Here is a 19,216-nt window from a genome sequence, read left to right on the forward strand (position 1 = left end):
CACTGATGTTAGATAGCTCCATCTTGTCTTTTATTAGTTTACCACGTTTAGTCCGTCATTGCCTCAATGTATTTATAAGCTTCCTGTCCAGCAATACTTCCATCGCCAACCGCTGTAGCAATTTGACGCAAGACCGTCTCGCGAACATCTCCGATAGCATACACGCCGGGAATACTTGTTTCCATCTTTTCATTTGTAGGAATCCAGCCTTCGGCATTTGTAATACCTAAATTTTCGAAAGGCTTAGTCAATGGGTCAAGCCCAACATAAATGAATACCCCATCAGCGCTGATTTCTGATACCTCATCGGTTTTAACATTACGTAACTCTAAGCCAGTCACTTTCATGTCGCTTCCAAGAATTTCATTCACAGTTGTATCCCAAATAAACTCAATTTTATCATTTTTAAAAGCACGATCTTGCAAGATTTTTTGTGCACGCAGTTCATCTCGGCGATGAATAATTGTAACCTTCTCTGCAACCTGTGTTAAATAACTGCCCTCTTCAACAGCAGAATCACCACCACCAATCACAACTAAGTGCTTGTTACGGAAGAATGGCCCATCACAAACCGCACAATAAGAGACACCACGACCGCCAAACTCTTCTTCACCTACAACACCTAGTTTGCGGTGCTCAGACCCGACAGCAATAATAACCACTTTAGCATCATAATTGCCATCCTCAGTCAAAACTGTTTTATAGCTGCCATGATCCTCAATTCCTGTTACAAAACCATAAGCATGTTCGGCACCAAAGTTACTCGAATCCTCTAGCATCTTCATCGCTAAATCTGGACCAGGTAATAACCCAACCCCAGGATAATTTTCGACATCGGCCGTATTATTTAACTGACCACCTGGTAAACCACCTTCTAAAACCAAGACTGATAGATCCGCTCTAGAAGCATAAAGAGCTGCTGTCATACCACCAGGCCCCGCTCCAATAACTATTACATCACGCATATAAGTACATCCTCTTTCCATTAAATTCTATCCTTACTTTACCGTTAACGTCCCTTTTTGTCTACCCTTTTGCCTATGAGTTTTCTACTATTTTAGCTAAGCTGATCCAAGGATAAGTCTGTCAAACATTCTTGGCAGAATGCCCAAAATTAGCCCAAATAATCAATTAAACCAGATAGTCTCTTGACTTTAGTCAACACTTCTTTAGAATAACCATGAACAACTAAATAATATTAGCTGTTAGCCTACAAACTAAAGAAAGGAGCACATCATGAACTTATCAAAAAAAGTCACCATTTCTGACCGAGAATTATTCTTTCTCAGCTGGCCTATTTTTGTGGAATTATTTCTCCGAGTAATTATCGGAAATATTAATGTCTTTATGATTTCCAATTATTCTGAACCTGCTGTTGCTGCAATTGGTGCCGCCAATCAACTATTGAATTTATCTGTTTTTATTTATGGCTTTGTAACGGTCGGCACACAAATCATTATCGCCCAATTAATTGGCGCTCAAAAAAAAGAACGCATCCCAACAATTATCACTACTGCTCTGATTGGCTCTATTATTCTTGGCAGTCTCATTAGTTTGATCTTTTTGATTTTCCCGTCTCAACTTCTACATTTTGTAGGACTTGATACAATGTTAGTGACTATCGGGAAAAATTATTTACGTTTATTTGGTGGCAGCCTAGTTGTCTCTGCTATCTCAGCGACCATTGTGGCAATTTTAAGAAGCCATGGTTTAACTCGGCCAGCCTTACTGATTCCGATGGCAGCAAGTCTAATTGCAGTTATTGGCAATTACATTGCTCTATACGGCCCATTTGGTTTACCTAGTTTTGGTGTCGAAGGCTTGGCAATGGCCAGTGTCGTCGGAAATACTGCCGGTTTAATCATCGCCGCAACACTGTTAACTAAACATCTAGCCTTTAATCCTCTAAAACTTAAGAAACAACAGTTTTCCCTGCCTGATTTAAGAAATATTTTGACCTTAGGCTTACCCTCTTCTGGAGAATCTTTGTCCTATCAGGCCGCTCAGGTAGTTGTCACCATGATTGTTGCCTCTCTCGGACAAAGCGTATTAATTGCTAAATCTTATGTCACCGCGATAACACAATTTGTTTACCTTGTAGCTGCTTCTCTCGCCCAAGGAAATCAAATTATGATCGGGCGTAATGTTGGCGCAAAAGAATACGATCGAGCCTACACTCGTGGCATGAGAACGATCGTGATTGCAACCCTCAGCTCTCTTATTATCAGCACTTTGACTTTGATCTTCATTGAACCAATTATGGGGATCTTCACTTCCAATCAAGAGGTAATCGACATTGCGAGAATTGTCTTTGTAGTTGACATTGTTTTAGAAGCCGCTCGTTCAATCAATATGGTCATGGTCAGCGGACTAAATGCAACTGGCGATGTCAAATACCCTCTTATTTGTAGCTTAATCGTTCTTTGGGTGATTAGTCTTCCTTTCTCCTTTGGCTTAGCCATCTGGTTAAAAATGGGACTTGTCGGCGTTTGGATTGCTTATGCTATTGACGAAGTTCTACGAAGTATTTTGATGATTTATCGATGGCGCTCAGGCATCTGGCGCAACAAATCTAATTACACCTAAAATAAGCACCCCAAGCCATACGCATCATGACTTGGGGTGCCTATTATTTAGCTATTTTTATAATAATAAATCGCAAGTTGAGTCCGATCTCGCAAATTCAACTTTTCTAACATGGTACTCACATAATTTCTAACTGTCCCTTCGCTAAGAAACAGCTTTTCAGCAATTTCTTTATTGTTCAGACCTTCTGCAATCTCCATTAAAATCATGCCTTCTCTTTCACTCAAACTTTCATCCAGCACACCTGAAGTTCCATTTGTTGACAACAGCTCAGGCATTAGGCTTACAATTTGATCACCAAAGACAGATTGACCAGCATTGACCGCCTTAAGAGCTGGGACAATCGACTCAAAATTTTGTTTAAGAATATAGCCTTTAGCACCGATTTTTAAGGACTGAATCACGTACTCATTATCTAAAAAAGTTGTTAGAAAAATGATGAGAGCATGAGGGTACTCCTTCAAAATCTCGACAGCCGCTTCTAATCCTGTCATATCCCCCATTCTGATATCCATTAGCAGAATGTCTGGCTCCGTTTTAGCAAACAACTCAATTGCATCTTTCCCTGAATTACCTGTATCAACCACTTCTATATCTTCCTGAGCTCCTAGTATCGTTTTCAATGATAAACTAACCAACTGATCGTCATCAATAATTAAGACGCGCATCTAAAACTCTTCCTCTCTATTTTTAGGAACGATTGCCAACACTTGGAAGCCATCAAGCTGTTGCTCAGCTGTCAAGCGTCCTCCCTGCTTTACAATTCGTTCACTCATACTATTTAACCCCATCCCGATCTCGGTTGGGCTTTTTGTTTCTTGCTTCGTCCCATTATCCTTGACCAATACACGATAAAAAACTGGCTGCTCGACAACTTCCAAACTTACCTTGGTACAATTGGAATGCTTCATGATGTTGGCCAAGGCTTCCCGCACAATCATCAAAAAATCCATCTTCAAGGTCGTACTAAGCTCCCCTTTAATGGCATAATGAAGCTCAATCGGACACTCATGAAAACTATCAACAATATAAGTCAAGGATTGCTTAAGATTAAGAGAATCATCATGAAGATTATGCACGCTCTGACGAATATTCTCCATCCCTTCTTGGACAGTCTCTTCCAATAATTTCATGGGCTCCTCTAATAATTGCTCATGATTCAACACTCTCAAAGCCCCTATTTGAATGAGAGAACTAGATAGTAAGTGACCGACGTTATCATGAATATCCCGAGCAATCCGGTTACGTTCTTCAGAGATTCCCAAGGTTAGATTTAAATTTTGTTCTTCTATTAAATTAAAATTCTGTTTCTCCAATAAAAATTGTTGCTCATGACTCGATTGCTCTAAACGGTTGTAGTTAGCTTCCAATATTAACAATCGGTCAACCTTTTGTTTCATAAAAATCGCCATCGCTCCTAAAACGACATACAGGAGCATCATTGACAACTCGTTATAGAAACTAATTACAATCAGTACGACCCCTATAAAAGGAAAGAGGATATAAGTATATAATCTTTTTTCTTCTAATAAATCGTAAAGCAAGACGGGAAAAAAGAGCGCGTACTTAGCAAAAAAAACCGCCAATATAATTGTTCCAATTAATAGAAGCATTTTGAGTATGACCGTTGGCTGATAGGTAATTAACAAACTACTGATAATAATTAATAGAACAAAGCCGATGTCCTTCACAATAAACTCTTGTTGATACATGTTAAATAAGCATCCAATCAATAGAAGACTTTTTGTTTGGATGCCGTACTTTACCTCATTTGACACGATAGCCTCACTCTCTACTAACTAATGTGACATTTGTCACCTTTTTATTAGCTGATAGTCACTGTTACAATGACTCACTTTTCTTTATAGTATAAGTATACCTGATGAGCAACAAAATCACAGTTATTTTTTTAAATAAAGGAGCTTACTTATGACAAACAATTCAGCAATTATTCACGTAACAGATTTGGTAAAAAAATATGACAAATTAACAGCGTTAGATCACTTCAATCTAACGGTAAAAAAAGGAGAGGTTCTTGGTCTACTCGGACCAAACGGAAGTGGTAAATCAACTTCAATCAATTGTATCCTATCACTTTTAACCTATGATCAAGGTGATATTCAATTATTTGGTGAAAAAATGTCCCCTAACAAATCTGATCTAAAACGCAAGATTGGAGTTGTTCCACAGGATGTTGCCGTTTTTGATGAATTAACAGTCTATGAAAACATCGACTACTTCTGCGGACTTTACATTAGCGATAAAGACAAACGAAAAGCTGGCGTTAAAGAAGCCATTCGCATTGTTCAGCTTGAAGATTTCTGTAAATTTTATCCTAATAAATTAAGTGGTGGGTTAAAGCGTCGTCTCAATATTGCCTGCGGTATCGCACATAATCCAGAATTAATTTTCTTCGATGAGCCAACCGTTGCTGTTGATCCCCAAAGCCGTAACAAAATTTTAGAAAGTATCCAAGAACTAAATCAAAAAGGCGCAACGATTGTTTATACCTCTCACTATATGGAAGAGATTGAACAAATTTGTACAGAAATTGTCATTATGGACAAAGGAACCATCTTAGCTCATGGCAATAAAGATGAGTTAAAACGAATGATTCAAACAAGTGAAAAACTACAAATTGAACTTCCTGTTTGTTCAGATGAGACCTTGTCAGAAATTAGAAGTTGGCCTGGGGTTCTTCACGCCACCTATGAAGGTAGCCTCTTACGTCTGGATACGTTGAAGGAAGAAAAAGTTCTATTAAAATTATTGCATTATCTAGAAACAAACAACCTACTTTTCGGTGATTTCTACAGCTTACAACCGACACTTAATGATGTCTTTCTAGAAATTACTGGCAAGCAACTACGAGATTAAAACTAATCACTATGGAGGAAAAACATGTTTAGTCACTTACTACGCTACCGTTTAAAACAATTAATAAAAAATAAAAGTATTCTCTTTTGGAGTCTATTCTTCCCAATCATCTTGGCTTGTTTCTTTAAAATGGCCTTCAGTAACTTAGATGAATCATTTGAATTCAAAACAATTCCTGTCGCTGTGGTAGAAATGGCTGAGTCACCTGAAAATGACCGCTTTGTTCAAAGTCTTAAAACCGCCGAAAATAATGACAAAGATATTTTTAAGGTTACTACATTGACTGAAAAAGAAGCTGAAAAGGCCATGAAAGAAAATACGATCAGTGGCTATTATCTATTAAGTGAAGCACAGCCTGAACTAGTCATCAACAATAATGGCTTTAATCAAACTTTTTTAAAGGATTTTTTACAACAATTCACCTACATCAGTGCCTCAATGGCTGATATTATCACAGAAAAACCAGAACTTTTTTCTGAAAATATGATAGATGATCTAGTTAATAATCAAACCTACACTGAACCAGTTAAATATGGTGAAAATGAGCCTAAGGAAACTACCCTTTATTTCTTTACCGTGATTGCTATGGCTTGTATGTTCGGCATGAATTGGGGAGTTAAAAATAGTGAGGAAATTCAAGCCAATCAAAGTCCTACTGGCTTACGAATGAGTCTGAATCCAGTCAACAAACTAAGCTTGATTCTTGTCAATCTACTTGCAGGTTTTCTGATATTTTTTACGGAAATCATGATTATTCTTGGATTTATCCATCTTGTTTTAAGAATTGATTTTGGTAACCGATGGGGCTTCATTTTGTTAACCTGTCTACTTTCAAGCTTATTAAGTCTCTCACTAGGCGCTTTAGTTGGCAGTGCCATCAAAGGAAATCATCAATTGAAAACAACTATAGTCACGGCCGTTTCCGTCTTTGGCGGATTTTTATCAGGCATGATGTTCCCCCAAGTTAAATATTGGATCGATCAACATGCGCCAATCATTGGCTGGATTAATCCTACTAGTCTTGTAACTGATGCCTTATACAAATTGTTTTACTATACCGATTTATCGAGTTACTTCATGACTCTCATCACGATTGCTGCTATGACAGTCATTATTAATATTGCCAATTACCTAATTATGAGGAGACAAGCTTATGCCAGTATTTAAAGCATTTTTCAGTATCATTAAAAAAAATAAAATGACCTTTTTTTTGGCAATCGCCATTAACCTAGCGATCACCTTTACTTATTCTCAAACGAGTCAAACAAAAGCCGACTCAGAATTTGAAGCTGTGAAAAGCAGTATTGCTATTATCAATAAGGACGACGGCCCTGCTGCAAAAGAATTAGAAACGTACCTCAAAAAGAGCACTGAAGTGAAAGAAATAGACACTTCAGAAAAAGGACAGCAGGATGCTCTTTTCTTTAAGGATGTTCTCTATATCCTGACAATACCAAAGGGCTTTTCTGCTGATTTAGCTGCTGGTAATGCACCGACGCTACCAACTAAATCAATACCTAATTCTGAAGCTGCTTATCAGACAGCTCCGTTGATTAATCAATTTGTTAATAAAGTCGTCTTCTATTATAAAAGCTTTCCTGAGAAAAGTGATCAGGATATCTTAAAAATGGTCGCTAATAACCTTGCCACAGAAACAACGGTGACGTTTGAATCAGCAGCCACAAATTCTAGCAGCAAAAAAAATGCCGCACATATCTTTGATTTACTGGCCTATGGACTCTTTATGACCATTCTCTCTTCAATTGGTCTTGTCAGTATTTCCTTGAATCGAAAGGACTTAAAAGACCGTAATAACTGTTCACCATTATCAGAACGTAAACGCAGTACTTATTTCTACTCAGCTGTTTCTATCTTTTCCTTAGCTAGTTGGCTTGTATTTGTCAGCATGAGTCTTGTTCTGTCTAAATCAGATTTAAGCAGTCAGTTTACTCAATTAATAATCCTTAATGCGTTTGTTTTCTTGTTAGCTATGATTAGTCTTGCCGTGACAATCTCCTATTTTGTCACCACAACTGAAATGATTTCAGGTCTAAATAATGTCCTTGTGTTAGGTACTTGCTTTATAAGTGGCGCCTTTGTTCCCCAAGAGATGATGAGTGAGCCCGTTTTGAAACTCTCTTCGTTCTTCCCGACCTATTGGTTTATCACTAATAACAATCTAGTAGCTAACCTTGAAACCTACTCATCTAAAACTCTAGAAGAGTTTTACTTTAACTTAGGAATTTTGTTACTCTTTGTCCTAGCCTTTGCGTTAATTGGTTTTATCATCCGTAGAGAACGCGGTGGCTTAACTAAACAGACCTTGATTACTAAAAAAGCTTAACTATACCAAAAGCGAGAGTGGGACAAAAGTCTCACCCTCGCTTTAATTATTAGTCAAGAATTAACTCCTTTCAAAAAAGATAACCTCAAGCATCAGCTTGTTTACTTTTTTGAAGACGATACATATCATCATATAAACCACCATGAGCGATTAATTGATCGTGAGTTCCTCGTTCAACAATATGTCCTTTATCTAGAACTAGAATTAAGTCAGCATCACGAATAGTCGACAATCTATGAGCAATCGCTAGCGTTGTTCGACCTTGACGCATTTTAGCCAATCCCTCTTGAATCAATCCCTCTGTCTCTGTGTCTATATTAGCAGTTGCCTCATCTAATACCAGAATTTTTGGATCAGTCACTATGGTTCGAGCAAAGGAAATCAATTGTCGCTGACCACTCGAATAACTAGCTCCTCGTTCGATAACTTTGGCATGATACTTGTCAGGTAGCGTATTAATAAACTTATCCGCCTGCACAAACTCTGCCGCATCACGAATTTGGTTATCCGTAATCTCTTTATTCAACAATCTAATATTTCCGGCAATATCACCATAGAACATAAACGCATCTTGTAAGACAAGTCCCATTTTTTTACGCAGTTCTTCTATCGGATAGTCGCGAATGTCTTTATCATCTATCAAGATCTCCCCTTCATAAAACTCATAAAAGCGCATCATGACATTTATAATTGAACTTTTACCACTCCCAGTATGCCCAACAAGAGCCACTGTTTCACCTTCATTCGCCACAAAACTAATGTTGTTAAGCACATTGTGTTCGCCGTCATAAGAAAAACTGACGTTTCGAAATTCAACTTTACCAATTGTTATTTCTTCTTTTGCCCCACTATTTTGTTGCGGAGCCACTTCTTCATCATCCATGATTTTCAATATACGGCTTCCAGCAACCATCCCATCTTGGAAGACACTCAAAAAGTCCATCATATTAATCATTGGTTGGAAAAAAGTTCTGACATAAGAAATAAAAACGAAGATAATTCCCACTTCTAGTGGACTAGCAAGAGAAATCACCCCAAAATAACCAAGAACTAAGCCAATTGACAACGCTACTAGTAAATTAATAACTGGAGCTAATAAAAGTGAATTAGTCCGAATCATTTGAAAACGAGTTTGCAAATACTCTTCATTAGTTTTCTCAAATTCCTGTTCCAAGCGTTTTTCCTGACGAAATTGTTGAATAATGCTCATCCCAGAAATAGATTCATTCAATTTAGTATTCAATTGACTCAAACGCTCCCGCATATTGCGATAAACGCGCGAACTAAATTGCTGATAATACCAAATGATCACCAGTAGTATCGGTAGAAAAAGCATACAGATTAGTGTTAATTTAACATTGATCGTAAACATTGCTGCAAATGATGAAATGATGCCAAAAACACCTGTTAAAACATATAGAAACACATACCAGAACTCAAATAATGACTCTGTATCATTAGTAACTCGTGAAACGATTGAGCCTGCTGGTGTTTTATCAAAGTAACGCATCCCCATAGTGTGAAGTTTCTCGAATAGCTTACTTCTTATATGTTGATAGGTATTTAAAGAGGCTTTAGAATACAAATAAAATTGTAAAAACCAGACAAGGGCTTTGATTAATGTTCCAACTAAATATAACAATGCAAAGAAAAAAATAGTTTGCTGAGTAGCTGTTTCAGGTCTCAAATGATTATCAATTAGCACTTGGATAATTTTTGGCATAAAAATATTAATAACTGATAAAACGACTGCCAAAAGAATGGCGACAGAAAATTGTGTTTTAAAAGGCTTAGTATAGGTCAATAAACGCTTGACGATAGTGACCTGCTCTTTGACAGGTATTGACTTCGCCCAAGCAGATTCAACTTGTTCCGACATTATTCGCCACCTCCTTCGATTTTAGCCTCTAATTGTTGCTGGTCATACATACGCGCATACCAACCGTTTAAAGCAATTAACTCATCGTGAGTGCCTCGTTCAATAATTCGGCCTTCATCCACGACAATTATTTCCTGAGCATGCATCACGCTACTAATTCGATGAGCCGCAATGATCGTGGTTTTATCGCCACGGATAGCTTTCAAGTTCGACAAGATTCGCTCTTCTGTCTTAGCATCCACCGCTGATAATGCATCATCTAATATTAATAATTCTGGATTAATCAGTAAGGCTCTCGCGATTGATAAACGTTGCTTTTGACCACCAGATAAAGACACACCACGTTCGCCAACCATTGTATCGTACCCATGAAGCATCTCCATAATATCTGCGTGAATAGCTGTTAGCTCGGCGGCACGTTCTACCTCTTTCTGACTTGCATCAGGATTAGCAAATCGAATATTGTCACGGATTGTCATTGAAAACAAGAAATGATCCTGGGGAACATACCCAATCGATTTCAATAACGCATCTAAACTATAATCACGACTATCATGATGACCAAATCTAATTTGGCCTTCATAATCATCATACTCACGTAGCAATAGCTTCATAATAGTGGTTTTACCCGCACCCGTTTTCCCTACTATTCCTAAGGTGCTTCCTTGAGCAATGGTAAAATAAATATTAGTCAGCGTAGCAGTTTCTGCATCATGATAGCGGAAATTGGTCATCTCAAATGACACTTTCCCCTTCGCCTCTTCTTGAATAGCCCCATCTTTTTCAATAATATGAGACTTCTCACGTAAAAGCTCCTGCACCCGATCGTAACTAGCGCTTCCTCTTTCAAGAACATTGAATAGACGGCCAATTGCAAACATCGGCCAAATCAACATGGAAATATAATCAATAAACGTGATTAACTGACCAATTGTAATAACCCTATTCATAATAAATGTTCCACCAACAATAATCGTTAAAATATAAGACAGTCCAATAATCAAGGTAATGATAGGATCAAACAAGGCGTCCAAAACATTCACTCGATTATTTTTAATAATGGCATCATCTACTTTTTCTTGAAAATCAACCATATCCTCTTTCTCTTGTCCAAAGGTTTTAATGACCTTAATCCCGGTTATACTCTCTTGAGTTTTATCATTGATTGTAGAAAATGCTTCTTGAGATTTACGAAATGCTCCGTGTAACTCAGAACCCAATTTTCGCGATGTAAAAGCTAATAAAGGCAGAGGTAATAGAGCAATCAATGTCAAACGCCACTCTACAAAAACAATCATCGCTATAATGGTGACACCGCCATTGACTAAGGAATCCGCAAAGGTTAAAATTCCCGCCCCAGCCACATTTTGAATGGCCGACAAATCATTGGTCGCATGAGCCATCAAATCACCTGTACGATACTTTTGAAAAAAGATACTATCCATCGCAGTAAACTGATGAAATAATTGCTTTCTCAGCGACTTTTCTAATCTAGCCGCACTTCCCCAAATATTTGTCCGCCAAACATATCGCAATATATACTGTAAAATAGCGACTCCAACAATAATACTCACCCACATAATTAAACGATTAGCTGTTAAGGTCTTGTTAGCAATTTCATCTATGACCACACCGATAATTCGCGGGGAAACAATTTGTAGCATTGAGACGATTACTAAAGACGTCACGCCAATCACATAAGATTTTCGCTGCTCCTTAAAAAACCATCCTAACTTTCTAAAAATAGACATTCGTTTTTCACACTCCTTTGCTTCTAAGCGCTTAAGCGCTTAGAGCTATGTCTCTCCTTTTCTTGAAGATAGTCTTTTATCTTCTGAGATGATGCGATGTTCCTTTTTATACAAATAAAGAATGTATGACTAAATGGTTGTAAAACAACTTCCATAATAAACTGTTGGGTTAATTTGTGAGCACAAATATCTAATTGATAGTTATTTTACTAGTTGCTCATTAATATAAATATAGAGCGCAAAAAGACAGGCAGATTAAAAAATCTGCCCGTCTTTTTTGTTTGTATATGATTCGACATAAAATATTATTTTTTCTCTGGCTTGCCTGCCTGATTTTTCATATTTTGCATCATTTGACGAATTTTTTTCTCAGATGGCTTTTGCCCCATCTGCATCATCATCATACGTAACATATCCTCATTAACGGGAGGATTTTTTTTCAAGTAATCTTCCATGTATTTACGCGCAAGAAAAAATCCACCTACTGCGCCTAATGCTAAAGCTATAACTGCAATTAAAATTACATATCCTGTACTCATTATATTCCTCTCCTTCCTTTCAACTTGTACTCTCAATAACCAATTGTACTAAAAAAAAGAACAAATGAAAAGTTAAAACTTGAAAATAACCAAATCTTTTTTTATTTAGTTTTTAAATTACACTAACCTTATTTATCCAGCTGTAATATCGGCCAATAGATTCTCGTTAAAAACACCTGCACGGAACATGGCAATTTCATGTTTATATGGCGCTTTCGCCGTCTTTTTATCTTCTCCTACATACGGTGTCTCTAAAATTTTAGGTAGGTTCTCTAATTGTGGGTGATGAGCAATACGATTCAATGCATTGAATCCAATTGTCCCAAACCCAATATTAGCATGACGATCTTTATGAGAGCCTCGTGGATTTTTAGAATCATTGATATGAACTACTTTTAAACGATCCAGCCCAATTATTCTATCAAACTCTGCCAAAACCGCATCAAAATCCGTCACATCATATCCCGCATCATTAATATGACAAGTATCTAATGTAACAGATAATTTTTCATTAAAGGTTACTCCCTCAATAATCGCCGCGATTTCTTCAAATGTCCGACCAATTTCAGTGCCTTTTCCCGCCATAGTTTCTAAAGCAATCTGAGGAATTTGTTCTCTTGTCAACACTTCGTTCAGCCCTTTAATAATTTGTTGAATAGCCGCTTCAGGACCTGCACCAACATGGGCACCGGGATGCATCGTGATTTGTGTCCCTCCAAGAGCCTCTGACCGCATAATTTCATCCCGTAAAAATTGAGTGGCAAACCCAAAATTTTCCAACTTAATCGTATTTCCTAGATTAATGATATACGGGGCATGTACAACCATATCACTCAACCCTTTTTCAACCATGAACGCTTTACCGGCGTCAATATTCATCTCTTCAACAGCTTTACGACGCGTATTCTGTGGCGCGCCTGTATATATCATAAAGGTACTCGCTTCATAGCTAGCCGCCTCCTCTGCTGCTCCTAATAACATTTTTTTCCCACTCATACTCACATGTGACCCAATTAACATAAATATGCCTCCTCTTTCTTATAGGTTTAGCTATTTTCTGATAAACCTCAACTTCTAAATTGTATATCTCTTTAACATAAGTCTCAATATTATTGCCTAAATTTCACTAAAAAAAATCTTTAATCTAAATAATTAACTTTCCCCCCTTTTTTTAAACAACTCCGCTCTACTTTATGACAAATTCTTAAGGTTTCTCCATTAACTTTCTTGAAAGCTAGGCACGAACTTATTTATTTGTTATAATAAAGCGATATAATCCATAGTTTGAGGTGAATTTTTTGTTGTTCAATCGAAATACTAATAATCAAATAAAACAATCAGTCGGAACTGCAAAGGACACTTTTTCAAAGAGTGATAAAACGACAAAAGATAAACTCCTTTTTGCTTTTAATGTGACCTTTGAAGTCATGAAATCTTTAGTCTATTTTATTTTAGTCCTTGTTTTATTTTTAGGTGCTTTAGGTGGTGGTATTGGGATTGGCTATTTTGCCTATCTAGTATCAGACACACCTGTTCCTGATAAACAAGAGCTACAAAATAAAATCAACGATGTGGAGCAGCTTTCCACTATTACGTATGCTGGCGGCGAAAAGATTGCAGATATTCGGTCTGATTTAATACGAACTAATGTTGCATCAGATCAAATTTCTCCACTTGTTAAGAAAGCCTTGATTTCAACTGAGGACGAGTACTTTGATATTCATAAAGGGGTTGTTCCAAAAGCAGTTATCCGTGCTCTTGTATCAGATGCGACTGGCTTTGGTGGCTCTTCAGGGGGTTCAACAATTACTCAACAACTAGTGAAACAGCAAGTTTTAACGAGTGAAACCTCTTATAAACGAAAAGCCAATGAAATTGTCATGGCCTTACGGGTTGAGAAATTTTTTTCTAAAGATGAAATTATTACCTCTTATTTAAACGTCTCACCATTTGGTAGAAACAATAAAGGGCAAAACATTGCAGGGGTTCAGGAAGCTGCCAAAGGGATTTTTAATACCACAGCAGATCAGTTAAACTTGCCACAAGCCGCTTTTATTGCTGGCTTACCGCAAAGCCCAATCAGCTACAGTCCTTATCTTAATACTGGTGAATTGAGAGAAGATCAATCACAGGGATTAGAACGTAAGAACCAAGTTTTATACAACATGTACAAAGAACAATACATTAACAAACAAGAATACGACGATGCAATTAATTATGATTTAGTTAAGGATTTTAAGCCTAGTGAAAATGTGGCTGATAATGTAAACGGCTATTTATACGATTTTGTCTATTCCCATGCTGTAGAAATTCTTATGCCTATCTACTATGAAGCTGATGGTCTAAAGAAATCTGACATTGACGAGAATAAAAAATTAGAGAAAAAGTATTATGATATTGCTGCGCGTGAGTTGCGTCGTAATGGCTATACAGTTGAATCAACGATTGATAGAAATGTCTACGATGCCATGCAAAATGCAACTGCTAATTACGCAAGTATATTTATCGGTGATTATGGCATTGAAACAAGTAGTGTGTTACTAGATAACCAAACAGGACGCATCATTGCTTTTATTGCTGGCCGTGATTTCAATTCAAACAAAAACAATCACGCTTTCGATACCAGACGTTCACCTGGTTCGACTATTAAACCAATTTTGGCTTACGCACCCGCTATCGATGTCGGCCTTGTAGGAAGTGAATCAAAATTATCCAACTTTTCTCGTAACTATACTGGAAATTCAAAAGATACGCCTTTAAGAAACTATGGTGGTAACCCTTCAAGTGGCTTCAAAACAGTCAGAGAAGCGCTAAAAGTCTCTGATAACGTCCCTGTCGTAGAACTCTATCAAGAATTGTTAAAAGTAGCAAACCCTAAAGACTATTACGATAAAATGAATATGAAGATGGCTGCTGAAGAATTTAGCCACGAATCCATTCCAGTAGGCGGGACAAATACAGGTCCAACCAACCTTGAACAAACTAATGCCTTTGCTACATTAGCAAATAAAGGGAACTTCACACAAGGCTATGCGATTGAAAAAATTACTGATAATAGTGGTAATATTATATACCAACATGAAGTCAACCCCGTTGCTACTTTTTCACCAGCAACAGCCTCTATCATGAATGATATGATGCGTGATGTCATTAATAGTGGAACTGGTACAGCAGCTAAAGGAACGTTAAGTGAGATGGGCAGTGGCCTAACAAACGCTGACTGGGTTGGAAAAACCGGAACGTCAGAAACCAATGCAGATTATTGGTTCATTGCTTCGACACCTAAGGTCAGTTTATCAAATTGGATTGGGTATTCTGAAGGGGTTATTCCAATGGATGCTGGTTATGGTAGAAATAATATGCAACTTTGGGCTTATATCGCTAATGCAGCCTATGAAGCTAATCCAGGTCTCTTTGGAATCACTGAACGATTTACGTTAGATCCTAGTGTCATCCACGCAGACGTTTCTGACTTTAGTGGTCAGAAGATGGGGACAGCTACTATCAATGGTAGCAGCTGGACAGTACCTGGTAATAAGGTTGACTCATTATGGGCCAAAGATGGACCAAAGCCGACACAATTCCGCTTTGGTATAGGAGCTACCGATGAGCAGTATCAACAAACGTGGAACGGCTCATATAGTAAATCAAGAACTTCTGCCAGAACCACTCCTAATGCTGGTCGAAGCAACTCAGGTTCGACTAATGCTGAAAGAGTTGGCGAAAAAAGAGAGAATAACTAAATAATTTTAGAGGATAAGATAAAAGTGGCTACTTTTATCCTATCCTCTTTTTCTATTTATCTGGATAATCTTCAAAAAAAACCTACTAGCTAAAAGGGCTAGTAGGTCAATTTTGAGAGTTGCTTATTTAGTTGAACCTTTTTTAGCGATAGAATGAGGTAAAACAACTGTTTTCTCATCAATCTCTTCTTTATTCATTAATTTAGTCAACAAACGCATTGAAACAGCACCAATATCATATAATGGTTGTGTTACACTTGTTAAGCGAGGACGAACAACATCTGTTAATAACGAATTGTTACTTGTGATGATTTCGAATTCCTCAGGTATTTTTACGCCATGATCTAAAAGTCCATTAGCAATCCCAGCAGCTAACTCATCGTCAACCACATATGCTGCGGTTGCCCCACTATTAATCAAACGATCATATAACTCTTCGCCTGCTTTATATTGATAGTCAGCCTCAAACACTAAGCCTTCACTATACTTCAAGCTATTGTCTTTAAGAGCCTCTTTATAACCATTTAAACGTTCTTTGCCATTGATTGGATCAACTAAAGCACCACTAACAAATGCAATTTTTTTATTGCCATTTTTTGCTAATAAATCAGTCGCTTCTTTTGTTGCTTCTTGGTAATCAATATTAACAGAACCAACTTGGTTATCTGGATCAATTGAACCAGCCAAAACTACAGGTGTTTTTGAGCGAGAAAATTCACCACGAATCGCTTCTGTAATATGATGTCCCATAAAAATAACACCATCTACTTGTTTTGCCAACAAGTTATTTAATACGTTGACTTCTTTTTCATCATTACCATCTGAATTGGCTAAGATGATGTTATATTTGTACATTGTCGCAACATCGTCAATTCCACGAGCTAGTGATGCAAAGAAAATATTACTAACGTCAGGAATAATAACACCAACCGTTGTTGTTTTCTTACTTGCAAGACCACGTGCGACAGCATTTGGACGATAGTCTAAACGATCGATTACTTCCAAAACTTTTTTGCGGGTAGCTGGCTTCACGTTTGGGTTGCCATTGACAACACGTGAAACAGTTGCCATTGATACATTCGCTTCACGAGCAACATCATAAATCGTAATTGTTTGTTTTTCCATACTAATTTCTCCTTTTGTATGAGCTTATTCTTTATCCTCAGCCATGCTATCGAATAAAAGATCAGTCCTCACCTATATGAATTTTTTATTTGCTAAGCAAATTGGATGAATGTGCTTAATTCTCATTTTCTGAAAAACCAGTTTACATTTCTCAACCTTAAGATTACCAAATTTAATTAAAATTTGCAAGCGTTTTTATTATTTTTTTCATGAAAATATAAAGAAACTTTCAAAACCGAGCTAAAAAAGAAGAATCTGTGATTGTCACAGATCATTCTTTCATAAAATTATTTATCAATTGTGTCTTCTTTTACTTCATCGACAGTCTCTTCCATTTTATCGATAATATCTTCTGTGTAGTCATCAGCCGCTGCAATTGCTTCTTCTGTGACATCTGCTACATCTAAAATAATATCTGCTGATTCATCAGCTAAATCCGCTGCCTTATCTTCCAAATCGTCTGCTGTTTTTTTAAATTTATCGGATAAATCATCTGTTTGACGTCTTAAAGAAGATAGAGCATCTTCTGATCCTCTGACTGCCTTAGATTTTACTGTTCCGGCAAAATCAACTGCTTTTTCTTTAGCTATATCTGCATACTCATAGCTTTTCTCTTGAACGATTTCCCCATAATCAAAGGCTTTATTCTTAAGATCTTCTGCTTGCTCTGCCAATTCTTCACGTAACGCTTTACCAGATTTCGGCGCCAGTAATAGTGCAGCCACAGCTGCAGCTGTTCCACCAATAATAGCACCTAACAAGAAACCACTTGATTTTTTTCCCATAAATAAATCCTCCTACATATTTCTATTTTTTAAATAATTTAAAGGCAGATTTTCCTAATTTTGTTGCAACGGTTGCTTTGGCTGCATTACTGCTAATCACGCCGACCTTGCTTGCAACATTACGACTTGATGTATTCAAATCTGAGACACTCTCACTTAAATCAGCTACTGCTGTAAATAGTGGGTCAATTGTTTCCACTTTTTGAGTGACATCAGCTAACAATTCATTACTTTTAACCAATAATTCCTCTACTTGATAAGTCAGTACATTAACATCTTTTGTCACAGCTTGAATGGTTATATTCGTTTCGTCTAAAATTCCTGTTGCTTGATCAATTGCTTTATTTGTTTTGTCGATTGTCTTGGTCACTTTCGGAATAATCATCATACAACTAATGATAATGACTACTACAAAAATAACAAAAGTAATAGCGGCAATAATTGCTGCAACTTCTCCACCTGTCATATACATTACCCTTTCTTTCATGTACTTAAATCCTCTGTGTTTAGCATAACACCTAATACTTAAATTCTCAAATAAAAACTAAGCTACACTAAAAATAGTTCATTCATTGCAGGAACTCTGCTACAATGAGAATGGAAAAGAAAAAAAGAAAGTAGCTGGTACCATGACATTTTTTTATTTGACTGCCACTGTGGAGTCTTCTGAAAGTCCAATTATAGAAGAGGCCACTAAAAAAGTTAATGCCTTTACTAAATATTGGAATAGCATCAATTGGGATGCCTTATTAACCGACTTCATTTCAAAGGGAGCCCTCTTACTCATAACATTTGTTGTCATTATGATCATAAAAAAAATTGGTATGACCCTAATTCGCCAAGGCTTTAATAACTACAAAATTAAGGATGTTTATAGTGAAAATCGGGTCGAAACACTTTACAAGCTGACTAGTAACGGATTTCAGTATCTGTTATATTTCATCTTACTGTACACTTTGTTAACAATTCTTGGCGTCCCTGTTGGCTCATTGATCGCTGGAGCTGGAATTGCCGGAATTGCGATTGGACTTGGTGCTCAGGGCTTTATTAACGATCTTTTGACAGGTTTCTTTATCATTCTTGAACGGCAAATAGATGTTGGTGATCATGTCATGATTGATGATATAGAGGGAACTGTTGTTGTAATAGGCTTACGCACCACCCAGATCAAAAGTTTCAACGGCACTCTTCACTTTATCCCTAATCGTAACATCTCAATTGTCAGTAACTTATCCAGAGAAAACATGCGAGCCTTAATTGAGTTACGAGTGAAACCAGATCACGATTTAGAACAGATTAATGCAATTATCGATCAAGTGAATCAAGAACTTGTCCCTAATCATCCAGAAATCAAAAGCGGCCCAACCAATCTTGGCGTAGCTGATTTGGGTCAAGGTAACTTGGCGATTAAAATTGTGATGTATGTAAAAAATGGCGATCAAACTCGGATGCAATCCCTCTTCTTGGCTGCCTATATTAAAGCCATTACTGCTGAAGGTATTAGCCTACCAGAATCACCATTAACCATAGCAACAAAATAAAAAATGAAATTCGGCTCTGAGTTATAGAGTCGAGTTTCATTTTTTT

The 19,216-nt window shown here is 37.2% G+C and carries 16 protein-coding genes; 6 read left to right on the plus strand and 10 right to left on the minus strand.

Features of this window, described 5'->3' with window-relative positions; genetic code table 11:
• Positions 1–47: 47 nt before the first annotated feature.
• On the minus strand, positions 48–965 hold the full coding sequence (trxB, locus tag AC5KOD_RS12915) for a thioredoxin-disulfide reductase (protein WP_496914983.1): 918 nt from the start codon (positions 963–965) through the stop codon (positions 48–50).
• A 271-nt stretch (positions 966–1,236) separates the two neighbouring features.
• Here trxB and AC5KOD_RS12920 point away from each other — a divergent pair, with 271 nt between their 5' ends.
• Entirely contained in the window at positions 1,237–2,586 is a 1,350-nt protein-coding gene (locus AC5KOD_RS12920) for an MATE family efflux transporter (RefSeq protein WP_496914984.1), read from the plus strand.
• A 47-nt stretch (positions 2,587–2,633) separates the two neighbouring features.
• Here AC5KOD_RS12920 and AC5KOD_RS12925 read toward each other — a convergent pair whose 3' ends face one another.
• Together AC5KOD_RS12925 and AC5KOD_RS12930 are read right to left on the minus strand one after the other, a co-directional pair.
• Positions 2,634–3,254 (minus strand): response regulator transcription factor, encoded by a 621-nt coding sequence (locus AC5KOD_RS12925; protein ID WP_496914985.1) that lies wholly within the window; start codon positions 3,252–3,254, stop codon positions 2,634–2,636.
• The gene (locus AC5KOD_RS12930; RefSeq protein ID WP_496914986.1) at positions 3,255–4,364 is read right to left on the minus strand and encodes a sensor histidine kinase; all 1,110 of its coding nucleotides are present in this window, start codon (positions 4,362–4,364) and stop codon (positions 3,255–3,257) included.
• A 151-nt stretch (positions 4,365–4,515) separates the two neighbouring features.
• Between AC5KOD_RS12930 and AC5KOD_RS12935 the strand changes: the two genes are divergently transcribed.
• The 3 genes from AC5KOD_RS12935 to AC5KOD_RS12945 are packed head-to-tail and all read left to right on the plus strand — an operon-like array spanning position 4,516 to position 7,807.
• On the plus strand, positions 4,516–5,463 hold the full coding sequence (locus AC5KOD_RS12935) for an ABC transporter ATP-binding protein (protein WP_496914987.1): 948 nt from the start codon (positions 4,516–4,518) through the stop codon (positions 5,461–5,463).
• 24 nt (positions 5,464–5,487) lie between these two features.
• Positions 5,488–6,630: an ABC transporter permease gene (locus AC5KOD_RS12940; RefSeq protein WP_496914988.1), complete on the plus strand. Its 1,143-nt coding sequence runs from the start codon at positions 5,488–5,490 to the stop codon at positions 6,628–6,630.
• Positions 6,617–7,807, plus strand: a complete 1,191-nt coding sequence (locus AC5KOD_RS12945; RefSeq protein ID WP_496914989.1) for an ABC transporter permease — start codon at positions 6,617–6,619, stop codon at positions 7,805–7,807. Before AC5KOD_RS12940 ends, AC5KOD_RS12945 begins: the two co-directional genes overlap by 14 nt.
• A gap of 85 nt (positions 7,808–7,892) precedes the next feature.
• On the opposite strand, the gene AC5KOD_RS12950 is transcribed toward AC5KOD_RS12945, so the two are convergent.
• The 4 genes from AC5KOD_RS12950 to AC5KOD_RS12965 form a co-directional block, all read right to left on the minus strand.
• On the minus strand, positions 7,893–9,686 hold the full coding sequence (locus AC5KOD_RS12950; protein ID WP_496914990.1) for an ABC transporter ATP-binding protein: 1,794 nt from the start codon (positions 9,684–9,686) through the stop codon (positions 7,893–7,895).
• Positions 9,686–11,437, minus strand: a complete 1,752-nt coding sequence (locus AC5KOD_RS12955; protein ID WP_496914991.1) for an ABC transporter ATP-binding protein — start codon at positions 11,435–11,437, stop codon at positions 9,686–9,688. The genes AC5KOD_RS12950 and AC5KOD_RS12955 overlap by 1 nt, the downstream gene beginning before the upstream one ends.
• Before the next feature lie 305 nt (positions 11,438–11,742).
• Complete coding sequence (locus tag AC5KOD_RS12960; RefSeq protein ID WP_496915023.1) at positions 11,743–11,979, minus strand: YneF family protein; 237 nt, start codon at positions 11,977–11,979, stop codon at positions 11,743–11,745.
• 129 nt (positions 11,980–12,108) lie between these two features.
• A complete protein-coding gene (locus tag AC5KOD_RS12965) occupies positions 12,109–12,996 on the minus strand; it encodes a deoxyribonuclease IV (RefSeq protein ID WP_496914992.1) in 888 nt (295 codons plus the stop codon).
• Positions 12,997–13,277: 281 nt separating this feature from the next.
• Here AC5KOD_RS12965 and AC5KOD_RS12970 point away from each other — a divergent pair, with 281 nt between their 5' ends.
• Positions 13,278–15,719 carry a transglycosylase domain-containing protein gene (locus tag AC5KOD_RS12970; protein WP_496914993.1) on the plus strand — a complete coding sequence of 814 codons (2,442 nt, stop codon included), beginning with the start codon at positions 13,278–13,280 and terminating at the stop codon, positions 15,717–15,719.
• Between the two features lie 123 nt (positions 15,720–15,842).
• Here AC5KOD_RS12970 and ccpA read toward each other — a convergent pair whose 3' ends face one another.
• From ccpA to AC5KOD_RS12985, 3 genes are all read right to left on the minus strand, one after another.
• Positions 15,843–16,844: a catabolite control protein A gene (gene ccpA / locus AC5KOD_RS12975; RefSeq protein ID WP_496914994.1), complete on the minus strand. Its 1,002-nt coding sequence runs from the start codon at positions 16,842–16,844 to the stop codon at positions 15,843–15,845.
• Between the two features lie 287 nt (positions 16,845–17,131).
• Positions 17,132–17,629: a YtxH domain-containing protein gene (locus tag AC5KOD_RS12980; RefSeq protein ID WP_496914995.1), complete on the minus strand. Its 498-nt coding sequence runs from the start codon at positions 17,627–17,629 to the stop codon at positions 17,132–17,134.
• Positions 17,630–17,651: 22 nt separating this feature from the next.
• The gene (locus AC5KOD_RS12985) at positions 17,652–18,095 is read right to left on the minus strand and encodes a DUF948 domain-containing protein (RefSeq protein WP_496915024.1); all 444 of its coding nucleotides are present in this window, start codon (positions 18,093–18,095) and stop codon (positions 17,652–17,654) included.
• A gap of 163 nt (positions 18,096–18,258) precedes the next feature.
• Between AC5KOD_RS12985 and AC5KOD_RS12990 the strand changes: the two genes are divergently transcribed.
• Positions 18,259–19,170: a mechanosensitive ion channel family protein gene (locus AC5KOD_RS12990; RefSeq protein WP_496914996.1), complete on the plus strand. Its 912-nt coding sequence runs from the start codon at positions 18,259–18,261 to the stop codon at positions 19,168–19,170.
• Positions 19,171–19,216 lie beyond the last annotated feature (46 nt).

The sequence above is a fragment of the Vagococcus sp. WN80Y genome (assembly GCF_059621045.1).

What these genes read in the sequence shown, in the direction of transcription:
- trxB (WP_496914983.1), bottom strand. Translation starts at nt 965, where the DNA reads ATGCGTGATGTAATAGTTATTGGAGCGGGGCCTGGTGGTATGACAGCA.
- AC5KOD_RS12920 (WP_496914984.1), top strand. Translation starts at nt 1,237, where the DNA reads ATGAACTTATCAAAAAAAGTCACCATTTCTGACCGAGAATTATTCTTT.
- AC5KOD_RS12925 (WP_496914985.1), bottom strand. Translation starts at nt 3,254, where the DNA reads ATGCGCGTCTTAATTATTGATGACGATCAGTTGGTTAGTTTATCATTG.
- AC5KOD_RS12935 (WP_496914987.1), top strand. Translation starts at nt 4,516, where the DNA reads ATGACAAACAATTCAGCAATTATTCACGTAACAGATTTGGTAAAAAAA.
- AC5KOD_RS12940 (WP_496914988.1), top strand. Translation starts at nt 5,488, where the DNA reads ATGTTTAGTCACTTACTACGCTACCGTTTAAAACAATTAATAAAAAAT.
- AC5KOD_RS12945 (WP_496914989.1), top strand. Translation starts at nt 6,617, where the DNA reads ATGCCAGTATTTAAAGCATTTTTCAGTATCATTAAAAAAAATAAAATG.
- AC5KOD_RS12950 (WP_496914990.1), bottom strand. Translation starts at nt 9,686, where the DNA reads ATGTCGGAACAAGTTGAATCTGCTTGGGCGAAGTCAATACCTGTCAAA.
- AC5KOD_RS12955 (WP_496914991.1), bottom strand. Translation starts at nt 11,437, where the DNA reads ATGTCTATTTTTAGAAAGTTAGGATGGTTTTTTAAGGAGCAGCGAAAA.
- AC5KOD_RS12965 (WP_496914992.1), bottom strand. Translation starts at nt 12,996, where the DNA reads ATGTTAATTGGGTCACATGTGAGTATGAGTGGGAAAAAAATGTTATTA.
- ccpA (WP_496914994.1), bottom strand. Translation starts at nt 16,844, where the DNA reads ATGGAAAAACAAACAATTACGATTTATGATGTTGCTCGTGAAGCGAAT.
- AC5KOD_RS12980 (WP_496914995.1), bottom strand. Translation starts at nt 17,629, where the DNA reads ATGGGAAAAAAATCAAGTGGTTTCTTGTTAGGTGCTATTATTGGTGGA.
- AC5KOD_RS12985 (WP_496915024.1), bottom strand. Translation starts at nt 18,095, where the DNA reads ATGACAGGTGGAGAAGTTGCAGCAATTATTGCCGCTATTACTTTTGTT.
- AC5KOD_RS12990 (WP_496914996.1), top strand. Translation starts at nt 18,259, where the DNA reads ATGACATTTTTTTATTTGACTGCCACTGTGGAGTCTTCTGAAAGTCCA.